The following is a 13,119-nucleotide window of genomic DNA, read 5'->3' on the forward strand; positions in this document are numbered from 1 at the left end:
ATTCATGTCGACTTTCGATACGCCGTTTGCGCGGGCTGCCGCCGATACCGACAAGGGCAGGGCGGGTTTTCGCCTGCCGCTGCCCGGCCGTGACAGGCTGCTGCCCTATCTGGTGCCGGTTGCAATCATCGCACTCTGGCAGCTCGGCTGCTCCGTCGGCTGGATCTCCTCACGCATCATGCCGTCTCCGGCCGATGTCGCCTCTGCCTTCTGGACGACGACGATCTCGGGGCAGCTGCCCGAGGATGTGCTGGTCAGCGCCGCACGCGCCTTTGCCGGCCTGCTTGTCGGCGGCTCTATCGGTTTCCTGCTCGGCATTGCCAATGGTGTCTCGAAGCTCTCCGAGCAACTGACGGATACGACGCTACAGATGCTGCGCACCATCCCGCATCTGGCGATGATCCCGCTCGTCATCCTGTGGTTCGGCATCGGTGAGGAATCGAAGCTCTTCCTCACCTCGCTCGGCGTGCTCTTTCCGGTTTATCTGAACACCTACCACGGCGTGCGCAATGTCGATCGCGACCTGATCGAGATGGGCAAGGTCTATGGCATGAGTGGCTGGACGCTGTTCCGCAAGGTGATCTTCCCCGGCGCGCTGCCGTCGATCTTCGTTGGGTTACGCTATGCACTCGGCATCATGTGGCTGACGTTGATCGTCTCGGAATCGATCGCCGCTTCCTCCGGCATCGGCCACATGGCCAACAATGCCCGCGAATTCATGATGACCGATGTCGTGGTGCTGGCGCTCGTCATCTATGCGGTTCTCGGCAAGCTCGCCGATGTCGTCGCTCGTGCCCTTGAGCGCCAGACGCTCAAGTGGAACCCGGCTTACGCGAAATAGGAGTTAGTGCGATGACCGTCATCTCGCGTGAGCGTTTCCATCCCGTCGATACAGCCGAATATGGCGAGCATCAGCCGATCGCCGCCGGCGAGGGCGCGGCCTCCATCACACTCTCAGGCCTCGAAAAGAGCTTTGGTGCCAACCGGGTATTGCGTGGCATCAACCTGCATATTCCCGCCGGCCAGTTTGTCGCGGTCATCGGCAAGAGCGGCTGCGGCAAGAGCACGCTGCTGCGCATCCTGATGGGCCTCGATGAGCCACGTGATGGTGAGTTGCGCTTCGAAGGCGCCGATGGCAGCGATACGCAGCCTAACGCCCGCATCGTCTTCCAGGAGCCGCGGCTTCTTCCCTGGCTCAGTGTCGCCGACAATGTCGTCGTCGGTCTCGGCGAAGGTATCGAGAAGAAGCGGGCGCGGGAAGAAGCCAAGGCTGTGCTTGCCGAAGTTCAGCTCGCCGAAAAGGCCAGCGAATGGCCGGCGCGTCTTTCCGGCGGCCAGCGCCAGCGTGTGGCGCTTGCCCGCGCGCTTGTCAGCAAACCCGGCATTCTCGCCCTCGACGAACCGCTCGGTGCACTCGACGCACTGACCCGCATCAGCATGCAGCAATTGCTGAACCGCGTCTGGCACGAACTCGGCTGCACCACCGTGCTCGTCACCCACGATGTCAGCGAGGCCGTGCATCTGGCCGACCGGGTCATCGTATTGGAAGAAGGCCGCATCGCGCTCGATCTCGCCATTCCCTATCCGCATCCGCGTCGTCACGGCAATCCCGCGCTCGCGGAGCTGGAAGGGCGGCTGCTTTCGGCCATTCTCGGCAGTGATGGCGGGCATTAGGTCCGCCATTCATCCTCCTTCGGAGCAAGGCGTTTGAGTGTCGGCGAAGTGACATTGCGTCGCTGCAATCGCGCGAGGCGAGACACTTGGGTAGGTCATCCGCTAGATTAAGCAGGTTCGCATCATTGCGAAACTTGGCACTCATTACAGTGGATCACTCCCATGACCATTCAACTCTACGGCTTCTGGCGCTCCAACGCCGCTTTCCGCGTCCGCGTCGCGCTTGCCTTGAAGAAACTGGCGTTCGAGGAAATCGAGATCGATATTCTCTCCGGGCGTCAGTTCGATGCCGCCTATGCGAAAGTGAACGCCGAGCATGTCGTGCCGACGCTGGTTCACGATGGTCATCAGTTCTTCCAGTCGCTGGCGATCATGGAATATCTGGACGATATCCATCCCGAGCCAAGGCTGATGCCGGTTGAAGCAAAAGAGAGAGCCTATGCCCGGTCGCTGGCGCTTGTTGCCATCGCCGATGCCCATCCGCTGATCGTGCCGCGTGTGCGCAAACATCTCGGCGAGGCCCTCGGCGCCGATGCATCCGCGATCGAGGCATGGGGCCGGCATTGGACGACGGAGGGAATTGCGACCTACGAACGCCTGCTCACCCGGCGCCCGCCCACACCCTTCGCGCTGGGCGAGACCCCCGGCATTGCCGATATCTGCATCGCCGGCCAGATCGTCCTGGCCGAGTTCAACAAGATTGACCTCGCAGCCTTTCCGGCCGTGGCGGCGCTTGGGAAGCGCTGCTTCGACATGCCGGAGTTTGCGCAGGCGCATCCGTCCAAGCAGCCCGGTTACTCGAACGCTCACTAGGATGGCGGGCGCAAACTATTCCTGGGGCCGAAACTCGTCTGGCAGGTTTTCCTTATAGGGGTAGAACTTGAAATAGGGCATCGCCTCCTTCAGCGCCCGGGCGAAGGAGGGGCGCTCCAGCAGGCGGCGATAATAGGCTTCCAGCCCCGGCCGCTGCTCCGTGAAGGGCACCAGCGTCCGGGCATAGAAGAGGGCAGGTGCTGCGGCGCAATCGGCCATGGTGAAGGCGTCGCCGGTGATCCAGGCTTTGCCGTCGATCTGTTTTTCCACCATGTCATAGGCAAGCGACAGCATGCCCCGCGCTTCGTTGACGCCATGCGGATCGGCCGAACCTTCCGGGCGCAGCCGGTCGATGACGATCTTCTGCATCGGCACCTGCACATAGAGATCGAAGAAGCGGTCCCAGAGGCGGACCTGCAGGCCGACATTGGTTTCCTCGGGCACGAGCTGAACCGGGCCGGGATAGTGTCGGTCCAGATATTCGACGATGATGCTGGTTTCGGGAACCGTGCTGTCGCGCATCTCGTCGCGCAGGATCGGTATCTTGCCGACCGGCCAGAAACGCAGGAGATCGGCGCTCGACTGCTCGTCGGCGAGATCGACGAAGCGGTTTTCGAATTGCGTCCCGTTCTCGTAGAGCGCGATCAGCACCTTGTGGCAGAAGGAGGCAAGCGGATGCTGGTAGAGAACGAGCGCCATGCTTTGACCTTTCCTGAGAAATCCAGCTCAGGACATAAGCAAGGCGCCCGCAAAATGCCAGATGGCAGACTCAGCCGTTATAACGTGCCGTGACCAGATGGCCGGGGCTCGGCTGGCCTTCCTGCATGCGCACGTTGATTTCGAGCATCTCGAGGAGCTCGAAGCCGGTGGCGGAGAGGCGCTCGCGAATATAGGTCTCCGTATGGATGAACCGCTGGTGCGGGCCGACCATGTAGGGGCGGCCGTCCGCCAGCCTTTCGGGCAGGGTTTCCGAGGAGAAGACGAAAATGCCACCGGGCTTCATATTCTCGGCGGCGCCGAAGAAGAGCGGTTCCAGCGCGCCGAGATAGGGCAGCACATCGGTCGCGGTGATGAGATCGAAGGGGTCTTCGTCATTATCATCGAGGAAATCCTCGGCCTCGGCGACGAAGAGCGTCTCGTAGACTTCCTTCTCGTCGGCGATGACGACCATGTTCTCGGAAATGTCGATTCCGATCATCTCTTCGCAGAGGTCATTGAGCGCGCTGCCCGTCAGACCCGTGCCACAGCCGAGATCGAGCATGCGCTTGAAGGGGCCGAGCTTCAGATCCTGCAGGCGCTGACGCACGAGCATCGGCACGTGATAGCCGAGCTGCTCCACCAGCACATCCTCGAAGACTTCGGCATGCTGGTCGAAGAGGGTTTCGACATAGGCGTCCGGCGCACGGACTGGCGTTTCGCCGCGGCCCATGGAGGCAATACGGACGGCCGCGCCGCCGTGATCGTCGGGGTCGATTGCCAGGACCTCCTGGTAAGCCTCGACGGCCGCATCGACATCACCGGCTTTCTCAAGCGCAAGTGCGCGGTTATAGGCTTCCGCGAGAGCCTCTTCGTCGACTTTCTTTTTGTTCATGCGGGCGTTTTAGAGCCCGCAGCCTACCATCGCAACTGCATTTTCAGTGCAATATGAATTCACCCTTAAGAGAGCGCCATTCGGTTGCCGAAATGAGCCTGCGGTGAATGTAACGTACCGAATGCAGCGGCCCGTCCAGTTTCTCCTGCCAGAATTTCAGAAAACCGCGCATTTCCGGAAAGTCCGGGGCGAGGTCGTAGTCCTGCCAGATATAGGTCTGGAGAAAGGCCGGATGATCCGGCATGTGGTAGAGGATCTGCGCTGTCGTCAGCCCATAACCATTGAGCTGCTTTTCCATGTCTTTGTGCATTTTGTCTCGCTTCTTCTTGTTCCCACTTCGCGCTTATTAGCGCCACATGATATGAGATCATGCGGTGGTTAACCGAAGCTTGACAGATAGCGCATAAAAGAGCTATTTATTTTTAATTTCAAAGTCTTAGCAGCACTCATCGGGGAGTGCTGCCAGCCTCTTCAGCGCTTCAGATGACGCGTCAGGCGGCGTTCGATCCAGTTCCAGAGGTGGCGAAGCGCCTCGACGATGGCGAGGTAGAAGATCGCCGCCCACAGGTAGGTCTGGTAATCAAAAGTGCGCGAGAAGGCGTAGCGCGTCTCACCCATGAGGTCTAGCACGGTAATGATGGCGACGACCGCCGAGCCCTTGATGAGCAGGATGATCTCGTTGCCATAGGGGCGCAGCGCCACGATGAAGGCCTGTGGCAGGATGATCTTGCGGAAGGCGATGGCCTTGTGGATGCCGAGGGCGGCAGCGGCCTCATGCTGGCCGTGCGGCACACTCTGGATCGCGCCACGCAGGATTTCAGCCTGATAGGCGGCCGTATTGATGGTCATGGCAAAGACGCCGCAATACCAGGCGTCGCGGAAGAACCACCAGAGGCCGATTGCTTCCATCTGCGGGCGGAAGATGCCGAGGCCGTAATAGACGAGGAAGAGCTGGGCCAGAAGCGGCGTGCCGCGGAAGAAATAGATGTAGCAGTAGGCCAGTCCGTTCAGCACCCGGTTTCCGGACATGCGGGCCATGGCGAGCGGCAATGACAGCACGGCGCCGAACACGACCGAGAGGGCGACGATGGAAAGCGTGATCCAGAGGCCGTGCAGGTAGCGCGGCCCGTAACGGGTAAACTTATCCGGATCCCAGCCCTTGATGACGGTCAGGATCAGGAAGGCTGCGAGCAGTGCCCAGAAAGCGACGAGGATGTAGCCGGTGAGGCGGGCGGGCGTCATCGGCTTTGCCACCGCGCGCGGTGCAGCTTGTGGCGCGATCAATTTTTCAGCGTAGCTCAACGGCGGACCTCCGAACGCTTGGCCCAGCGGTCGATATAGACAAGCAGGAAGGAGGAGAGGATGGCGAGCACCAGATAGAGACAGCAGGCGATGCCATAGAAGAAGAAGGGTTCCTTGGTGACGCGCACGGCCACGTTCGTCTGGCGCAGAATATCGGAGAGGCTGATGATCGAGACGTAGGACGTATCCTTCAAGAGCACCATCCAGAGGTTCGTCAGGCCGGGCAGGGCGATACGCACCAGTTGCGGCAGGACGATGAGGCGCAGTGTGCGGCCGCGATGCAGGCCGAGCGCATCACCGGCCTCATACTGGCCCTTGGGAATGGCGCGAAAGGCAGACAGCAGCACTTCCGAACAATAGGCGGAAAAGACCACCGACAGCGCAATGACGCCGGCGACGAAAGCGTTGATCTCGACCGGTGGCCCTTCATAGCCGGCAATGTCGAGCAGATACTGGATCAGGATCTGCATGCCGTAGTAGATGATGAAGAGCGTCAGAAGTTCCGGCAGTCCGCGGAAGATCGTGGTGTAGATGCCGGCTGCCAGCCGCAGCGACTTCTCTTCCGACTGCTGGCCCAGCGCCACGAGAAAACCGATGACGAGCCCGATCGGCAGGGTGACGATCGCCACCGAAACCGTGACCTGCAGGCCAAGCGCGATCTCGTCGCCCCAGCCGGTGTCGCCACAGGCAAGGATGGTCGACGGGGCCAACCAGGTGAAAATACCGACGGGTCCGCACAGCGGATCGAAGATGTGCACAAGCAGGCTCCAGAAGGAGCCGAGCGCGGAAAACAATCCGCCCATGCCAGAAATCCCCTCACGGCTTTTGCCGTTTTGATATTGCCACCTTTGTCAAACAAAAATGGCGGAAGAGCAAGCCTTCCGCCATTTCCTTCATCGGCCAGATAGCGAATTTATCATTCGCCGTAAACGTCGAAATCGAAGTACTTGTCCTGGATCTTCTTGTACTCACCGCTGGCGCGGATCGCGGCGATCGCCGTGTTGAGCTTTTCCTTCAGCGGATCGCCCTTGCGGACAGCGATACCGGCGCCATTGCCGCTGATTTCCTTGTCGACCGGCAGGGTCGTCAAGATCTTGCAGCAGGTGCCGTCACCGGATTTGATCCATTCCGAGAGGACGACGATGTCATCGATGACGGCATCGACACGGCCAGCTGCAACATCGAGCTTGTACTCGTCAGCCGTCGGGTAAAGCTTCAGCTCGCTGTCAGCGAAGTGCTTCTCGACATAGGTGACGTTTGTCGTGGAGATTTGCACGCCGATCGCCTTGCCCTTGAGGCCGGCGACATCAGTCACGGTCGAATCCTTCGGCACGGCAACGGCCGGCGGGGTTCTGTAAAAATGATCGGAGAAGTCGACGAGCTTCAGGCGCTCCGGGGTGATCGCCATCGACGAGACGATCATGTCGAACTTCTTGGCGTTGAGCGCCGGGATGATGCCGTCCCAGTCGGTCGAAACGAAGGAACAGTCGGCCTTCATCTGAGCGCATAGGGCCTTGGCGATATCGATGTCGAAGCCCTGGATGGTGCCGCTGGCATCGACGAATTCGAACGGCGGGTAGGTCGAATCGGTGCCAATGACGTATTTTTCGCCGTCGGCGAGAGCCGAACCGGCAAAGAGAGACAATGCCGCAACCGAGGCTGCAGCAAGGAGCTTCGTGGAGATACGCATGAGAATTCCTCTCACGGCTTTTGCCGTTTTGACATCGCCGTGTTGCCGAACAAAAAATGGCGGAAGAGCAAGTCTTCCGCCATCACCTTCATCGGCCAGATACCGAATTTATCATTCGCCGTAAACGTCGAAATCGAAGTACTTGTCCTGGATCTTCTTGTACTCGCCGCTGGCGCGGATCGCGGCGATTGCCGTGTTGAGCTTTTCCTTCAGCGGATCGCCCTTGCGGATGGCGATGCCAGCACCGTTGCCGTTGATTTCCTTGTCGACCGGCAGGGTCGTCAGGATCTTGCAGCAGGAGCCGGCGTCGGACTTGACCCATTCGGAGAGAACGACGACGTCGTCGATGACGGCATCGACGCGGCCGCTGGAAACGTCGAGCTTGTACTCGTCAGCCGTCGGATAGAGCTTCAGCTCGGTGTCGGCGAGGTGCTTCTCGGCGTAGTTGGCATGGGTCGTGGAAGTCTGCGCACCGATCACCTTGCCCTTGAGGCCGGCAACGTCAGTGATGGTGGAGTCCTTCGGCACGGCGATTGCCGGCGGGGTGTTGTAATACTTGTTGGAGAAGTCGACGAGCTTCAGGCGCTCCGGGGTGATCGACATAGAGGAGACGATCATGTCGAACTTCTTGGCGTTGAGCGCCGGGATGATGCCGTCCCAGTCGGTGCTGACGAACGAGCATTCAGCCTTCATTTCGGCGCAGAGTGCCTTGGCGATATCAATGTCGAAGCCCTGAATGGTGCCACTGGCGTCGACGAATTCGAACGGCGGGTAGGTCGAGTCCGTGCCGATCACGTATTTTTCGCCGTCAGCAAGTGCTGCGCCGGCAAAAAGGGACATTGCCGCTAGCGAAGCTGCAGCAAGGAGCTTGGTGGAAATGCGCATGAGGATCCTCTCTGTTGGTGGCGCCGGGTCTTGTTGTTGTTCGCCGGCGGCCGCACACTTCGACGGTGCCACCACCGTCTTGCGGCGATAATCAAACCTTTTTTCGCAAAATTGCAACAGGAATCCCCGCGCAGTTGTGCGTTGCAACCGGCAGCCGAGATGAACAGGGCCCGACCGTGGTGTTCAGGCAAGGTTAATCCCGTCCTTCTTAGCGTCAGGAACAAATCTGCATTTTAACGATTTGTGCTTCGCTTAGTGCACAAAAAGCCGTGATTGCGGGGCAGTCAGCCCCGGTTGAAGTCAAAATAAGGACGAGGAAACCCCTGATGGGCATGAAATCCAGACTGTTTGCCAGTGCGGCCTTTCCGCTGCTTTCCCTTACCCTGGTGGTGCCGCCGGTAGGCGCTTACGCCGCAGTGGGCGGGGTTGAGCACGGCGCTGTCGGCACCGTCGCCAATCCCCTTATCGGGGGCAGCTACGAGGTGGCACAGGACGCACCTTCCGAAGAGGAGCTTCTGAAAAGGAAGAAGCAGGCGGAAGAGCAGCAACAGCAGCAGGAGGCGCCTGCAGAAAAGCCGCAGAAGCGCGAGGCCCCCGCCGAAAGCGCTCCGGAACCGGAACAGAAGCCCAGGCGTCAGCGCGAACCCGCACCGCAGGCAGAGCCCCAGGCGCAGGCACCTGCGGCTGAGGAGCCCGCACGCCCACGCCGCCAGCGGGAAGCCCAGCCCGAACAAGCAGCACCCGACCAGCAGGCGCCTGCCGCCGAAGAGCCGCAGAAGCCGCGTCGCCAGCGTCAGGCGCAGCCCGAACAGCAGGCCGAGCCGCAAGCCGAGCAGCCACCCGCAGAGCAGCCGAAGCGCCAGCGCGACCGCAAGCAGAATGCCGAGCAGGCCGCCCCTGAGGCGCAGCAGCCGGCTGCCGAAGCCCCGGCCGCAGGCGAGGCGAATCAGCCCGCTGAAAAACCGCGCCAGCGCCCGCAGCGCCAGAAGAGCGAAACGACAGAGCAGCCCGCCGAGCAGAGCACGGAACAGCCTGCAGAGCAGCAGGGTGGCAAGCGCCCGGCCGGCGGCAAGCGTCCCGCTGCCACCGAGCAGCAGGCAGCACCGGCCGGAGAAGCACCGGCTCCCGCTGAAAAGCCCGCAACGGCCGAGAAGCCTGCGACCGCAGAACAGCCTGCTGCCGAGCAGCCCGTTCCGACCAAGAAGCCGGCGACTGCTGAAAAGCCCGCCACAGCCGAACAGCCGGCCGCTGGCCAGGCTGAACAACCTGCAGCAGGTCAAGCCCAGCAACCGGCCGAGCAGCCAGCCACCGGCCAGGTCCAGCCGGAACAGCCTGCCGCAAACGCTCCGCAGCCCGGCCAGCCGCCGGCAGCCACTGCGCCGCAGCAGGCCGAACAGGCCATTCCGGCGCCCGAAAAGGTCACACCGCAGGAGCTGGAGCGCCGCAAGGAGATCGCCCAGGACCCTGCCAAGAGCAACGAGACCATCGTGTTGCCCGTTCAGAACGGTGCCGCCGTTCTCGACAGCGACAAGGATGCCGATCGCAGCCAGGGCCGGCAGGGCCGCCGCGACCGGGATCGCCAACGCGCCGACAGCCAGGATTTCAAGCTGCCGACCTCCGATGCCGAAGCTCAGTCGCTGAGCGGCACCCGGCAGCGTGCGCCGGTACAGATCGAGGCCATCACCCGCGAGGAAGGCCGGCGCATCGACCGCCGTCCCCAGTTCGCGCAACCTGACGGCGCGCGCTACGGCGAGCGCACCGACGACAGCCGCGTCATCATCCAGTTCGGCAACCGCACCGTGGTGCGCAGCGACGACGATCGCCGCTTCCTGCGCGACGGCGAACGGCCGAGCTATGAGGAGCTTTCGGGCGACCGTTACCGCGAGACGATCATGCGGCCGGAGGGCTATCGCATCGTGACGCTGCGCAACCGCTACGGCGACATCATCCAGCGCTCACGCGTCGATGCACGCGGCCGGGAAGAGGTACTCTACTATTCGCCTGAGCTCTATGAGGATCCGGACCGCGATTACTTCGAGGATCCGGGTGCCGACCTGCCGCCGATGCGTCTGCGCGTGCCGCTCAATGACTATATCATCGACACCAGCACCGATCCGGACCGTGACTATTACGAGTTCCTGAGCGAGCCGCCCGTCGAGCCGGTCGAACGCGTCTATTCACTGAACGAGGTGAAATATTCCGCTCGTATCCGCGACAAGGTGCGCCGTATCGACCTGGATACGGTGACCTTTGCGACCGGCAGCGCAGAAATTCCGATGAGCCAGGCCCGCACGCTGCGCAAGGTGGCGGATGCGATGAACGAAGTGCTCGACAAGAACAAGAGCGAAACCTTCCTGATCGAAGGCCATACCGATGCCGTCGGTTCGGACCAGAGCAACCTGATCCTCTCCGACCAGCGCGCGGAATCGGTCGCCAATGTGCTGACGGATGTCTATGGCATTCCGCCGGAGAACCTTGCGACGCAGGGTTATGGCGAGCGCTATCTGAAGGTGAATACGGATGGGCCGAACCAGGAGAACCGCCGTGTGACCATTCGCCGTGTCACGCCGCTGGTGCGGCCTGTCGCTCAGCGGTAATTCGTTACCGGTACGGATTGAGCAGGGCGGGGCCGCAAGGCCTCGCCCCTTTTGTTTTGTGGATTCGACGGCGCGACATCTTCCCTTCTCCCCAGCGGGGAGAAGGTGGCCCGAAGGGTCGGATGAGGGGGCCGCACGGTAAAACATATGCCGTCTTCGCTATCCGCTCAGGCGTAAGCTCCTGACGTCGCTCACCCCCTCATCTGTCCTATCGGACATCAACCGGGGTCGAGCCGCGGGTCTCGACCCTTCCTCAGGACCCCCGCGAGGGAGAAGGGGGAGCAAGCCCAACCGTGCGCGCAACAAAATCCGCGATCGCGACGGTATCATCGAGATCAAACACCACCAGACCCGCAGCGTCGTCCACCACATGATCGGCCGCAATCGCCACGATATGCGGGTCCTCGGGCGCCAGCGGGTCACGCCTTGCCGATTCGAGCCGCCGCGCCTCGATCTTCGGGATCGGCTCGCGCTTGTAGCCCTCGATGAGTACCAGATCGCAGGGCGCCAACCGCGCCAGGATCTCCTCGAAGCTCGGCTCCGCCGCACCACGCAGCTCGTGCATGATGGCGTAGCGGGTGCCGGAGACGATCGTCACCTCGTGGGCGCCGGCCTGGCGGTGGCGGTAGCTGTCAGCGCCGACCTTGTCGATGTCGAAATCGTGGTGGGCATGTTTGATCGTTGAAATGCGATAGCCGCGGCGGGTGAATTCCTCGACGAGGCGCACTGCAAGACCTGTCTTGCCGGAATTCTTCCAGCCGGCGATGCCGAAGATTTTCTGCGTCATTGCCCCACCTTCCTTCATCCCTCCATCTTGCTTCATCCCCCCAGCGCCTCCAGCCAGCGTTCGCCTTCGATTAGATCATCGGGCGTGTTGATGTTGAAGAAGGGATCGAGCAGGCTGGCGCGAGTCGGATGCAGCGGGAAGGGCACTTCCGTAACGTCATGACGCAAGAGGAAGTCGCGCACGCGGCGCTTCTCGTCAACCTTGACCCATTCTTCCAGGTCGGCGGCGAGCGCGGTCGGCCAGAGGCCGAAGACCGGGTGGCTGCGGCCCTCGGAGGCAGCAATCGCTATCTGTTCGGGATGGCTTATCGCATTCATAAGCCGGCTAACGAGATCGGCCGGAAAGAAGGGGCAATCGACAGAGACGGTCACGACATGCGTGGCGGGCAGGCCGGCGCCATAGACCATGGCCGCGTGGATTCCGGCCATTGGCCCCGCCTTGCCGCGAATAAGATCGGAGACGACGGGCAGGTCGTGTCCGACGGCCGTGTCGGCGTTGACGGCGATCTCAGCCGTCTGCGGCGAGAGCCGAGCCAGAACATGCGAAAGCAGGCTGCGGCCGCCGAGCATGACGCCCGCCTTGTCACGGCCCATGCGCGATGAGCGGCCGCCGGCCAGCACGACACCTGGAATGGTCGATTGGTCGAGCACGAAGTCAGTCATCGCAGTACCTCTGACGATCACACGGGCGAACGGGGCGCCGATTCCTGGGCGACCGGCGGCACGTGACGCTTGGCCTCACGATAGAATGTATAGAGGCCTGATGCGATAACGATGGCGGCGCCCACGAGCGTCCAGAAATCCGGCACTTCGGCAAAGAAGACGAAGCCGAGCAGGGACGAGAAGATCAGGCTCGTATAGCGGAAGGGCGCCACGAAGGAGATTTCGCCAGTACGCATGGCGAGGATGACCGACTGGTAGCCGACGAGCACCAGCACGGAGGCCAGCAGCAGATGCGAAAGCGAAGTGACGCTGACCGGTTCCCAGCCGCCGAGGAAAGGGATCATCAGCGCACCGAAGATTGCGACCGAGACCGCCGTGACCGTCGTGATCATCAGCGAGGGAATATCCCTGCTGATGCCGCGGGTGGCGAGGTCGCGCCCGGCGGTGGACGCAACACTGGCCACACAGAGCAGGGCGGCCGCGGTAAAGCCTTCCGGACCGGGGCGGATGATGATCATGACGCCGGCAAGGCCGACGAGGATCGCCAGCCAGCGCCGCCAGCCGACCGGTTCCTTGAAGAAGAGTGCCGCGCCGAAGGTGACGACCAGCGGAAGGGACTGGAGGATTGCCGAGGCATTGGCAATCGGCATCATTCCGAGGGCGGTAATGTAGGTGACGGCAGCGATGATCTCGCAGGCGATGCGCAGCGCGATGACAGGCTTGAGCATGACGCGCCAGGGCCGCAGCGCGCCCAGCTTCCAGGCGATCAGATAGACGAGGATGCTGGTGAAGAGGCCGCGCAGAAACATGATCTCGCCGGCATTCATGTAGGCTATGACGGATTTGGAGAGTGCGTCGCTTGCGGAAAAGCCCGCCATCGCCATGCTCATGCAGATGGCGCCTTCGGTATTGCGTGATCGCGGCATGCTGGAGATTCCCTTACCTTACAAGCCCTTTTAGAAGGGAACGGCGGGCAAGGGTATCGGAGGAATGCCACACTTCAGATAATTCGATGCTGCACTGCAGTACAACCTGCCGCAAGGTAAAGCAAATCCTTGTGCAGTTGCGGCAAATATTAGAAATATAAGGATAATTCCCAAATCTTCCGGTTGCCGATT

Annotated in this window: 14 protein-coding genes; 4 read left to right on the top strand and 10 right to left on the bottom strand. The window is 61.6% G+C overall.

What is annotated here, in order from left to right:
• Nucleotides 1-4: 4 nt before the first annotated feature.
• The 3 genes from ssuC (at nt 5) to maiA (ending at nt 2,487) form a co-directional block, all read left to right on the top strand.
• A complete protein-coding gene (gene ssuC / locus FHX06_RS07755; protein WP_183878806.1) occupies nt 5-841 on the top strand; it encodes an aliphatic sulfonate ABC transporter permease SsuC in 837 nt (278 codons plus the stop codon).
• A gap of 11 nt (nt 842-852) precedes the next feature.
• Nucleotides 853-1,674, top strand: coding sequence for an ABC transporter ATP-binding protein (locus FHX06_RS07760; RefSeq protein ID WP_183878808.1), 822 nt, complete (start codon nt 853-855; stop codon nt 1,672-1,674).
• 162 nt (nt 1,675-1,836) lie between these two features.
• Nucleotides 1,837-2,487 carry a maleylacetoacetate isomerase gene (gene maiA / locus FHX06_RS07765; RefSeq protein ID WP_183878810.1) on the top strand — a complete coding sequence of 217 codons (651 nt, stop codon included), beginning with the start codon at nt 1,837-1,839 and terminating at the stop codon, nt 2,485-2,487.
• Between the two features lie 15 nt (nt 2,488-2,502).
• On the opposite strand, the gene FHX06_RS07770 is transcribed toward maiA, so the two are convergent.
• The 7 genes from FHX06_RS07770 to FHX06_RS07800 form a co-directional block, all read right to left on the bottom strand.
• Nucleotides 2,503-3,186, bottom strand: coding sequence for a glutathione S-transferase family protein (locus tag FHX06_RS07770; RefSeq protein ID WP_183878812.1), 684 nt, complete (start codon nt 3,184-3,186; stop codon nt 2,503-2,505).
• A gap of 70 nt (nt 3,187-3,256) precedes the next feature.
• Nucleotides 3,257-4,078 carry a class I SAM-dependent DNA methyltransferase gene (locus FHX06_RS07775; protein ID WP_112547514.1) on the bottom strand — a complete coding sequence of 274 codons (822 nt, stop codon included), beginning with the start codon at nt 4,076-4,078 and terminating at the stop codon, nt 3,257-3,259.
• A 43-nt stretch (nt 4,079-4,121) separates the two neighbouring features.
• On the bottom strand, nt 4,122-4,388 hold the full coding sequence (locus FHX06_RS07780) for an usg protein (RefSeq protein ID WP_112547513.1): 267 nt from the start codon (nt 4,386-4,388) through the stop codon (nt 4,122-4,124).
• A gap of 161 nt (nt 4,389-4,549) precedes the next feature.
• Nucleotides 4,550-5,380 carry an ABC transporter permease gene (locus tag FHX06_RS07785; RefSeq protein ID WP_112547512.1) on the bottom strand — a complete coding sequence of 277 codons (831 nt, stop codon included), beginning with the start codon at nt 5,378-5,380 and terminating at the stop codon, nt 4,550-4,552.
• Nucleotides 5,377-6,183, bottom strand: a complete 807-nt coding sequence (locus FHX06_RS07790) for an ABC transporter permease (protein ID WP_112547511.1) — start codon at nt 6,181-6,183, stop codon at nt 5,377-5,379. The genes FHX06_RS07785 and FHX06_RS07790 overlap by 4 nt, the downstream gene beginning before the upstream one ends.
• 113 nt (nt 6,184-6,296) lie before the next feature.
• Nucleotides 6,297-7,070, bottom strand: a complete 774-nt coding sequence (locus FHX06_RS07795) for a transporter substrate-binding domain-containing protein (protein WP_183878814.1) — start codon at nt 7,068-7,070, stop codon at nt 6,297-6,299.
• A gap of 111 nt (nt 7,071-7,181) precedes the next feature.
• Nucleotides 7,182-7,955: a transporter substrate-binding domain-containing protein gene (locus FHX06_RS07800; protein ID WP_112968299.1), complete on the bottom strand. Its 774-nt coding sequence runs from the start codon at nt 7,953-7,955 to the stop codon at nt 7,182-7,184.
• Nucleotides 7,956-8,281: 326 nt separating this feature from the next.
• Between FHX06_RS07800 and FHX06_RS07805 the strand changes: the two genes are divergently transcribed.
• Nucleotides 8,282-10,552, top strand: coding sequence for an OmpA family protein (locus FHX06_RS07805; protein ID WP_113116881.1), 2,271 nt, complete (start codon nt 8,282-8,284; stop codon nt 10,550-10,552).
• Nucleotides 10,553-10,805: 253 nt separating this feature from the next.
• On the opposite strand, the gene mobB is transcribed toward FHX06_RS07805, so the two are convergent.
• The 3 genes from mobB to FHX06_RS07820 are packed head-to-tail and all read right to left on the bottom strand — an operon-like array spanning nt 10,806 to nt 12,927.
• Complete coding sequence (mobB, locus tag FHX06_RS07810; RefSeq protein WP_113116880.1) at nt 10,806-11,339, bottom strand: molybdopterin-guanine dinucleotide biosynthesis protein B; 534 nt, start codon at nt 11,337-11,339, stop codon at nt 10,806-10,808.
• 32 nt (nt 11,340-11,371) lie between these two features.
• Nucleotides 11,372-12,001 (bottom strand): molybdenum cofactor guanylyltransferase MobA, encoded by a 630-nt coding sequence (gene mobA / locus FHX06_RS07815; RefSeq protein ID WP_113202488.1) that lies wholly within the window; start codon nt 11,999-12,001, stop codon nt 11,372-11,374.
• A gap of 17 nt (nt 12,002-12,018) precedes the next feature.
• The gene (locus FHX06_RS07820; protein WP_112547401.1) at nt 12,019-12,927 is read right to left on the bottom strand and encodes a DMT family transporter; all 909 of its coding nucleotides are present in this window, start codon (nt 12,925-12,927) and stop codon (nt 12,019-12,021) included.
• Nucleotides 12,928-13,119 lie beyond the last annotated feature (192 nt).

Source organism: Rhizobium sp. BK512, from assembly GCF_014194915.1.
Lineage (GTDB): Bacteria > Pseudomonadota > Alphaproteobacteria > Rhizobiales > Rhizobiaceae > Rhizobium.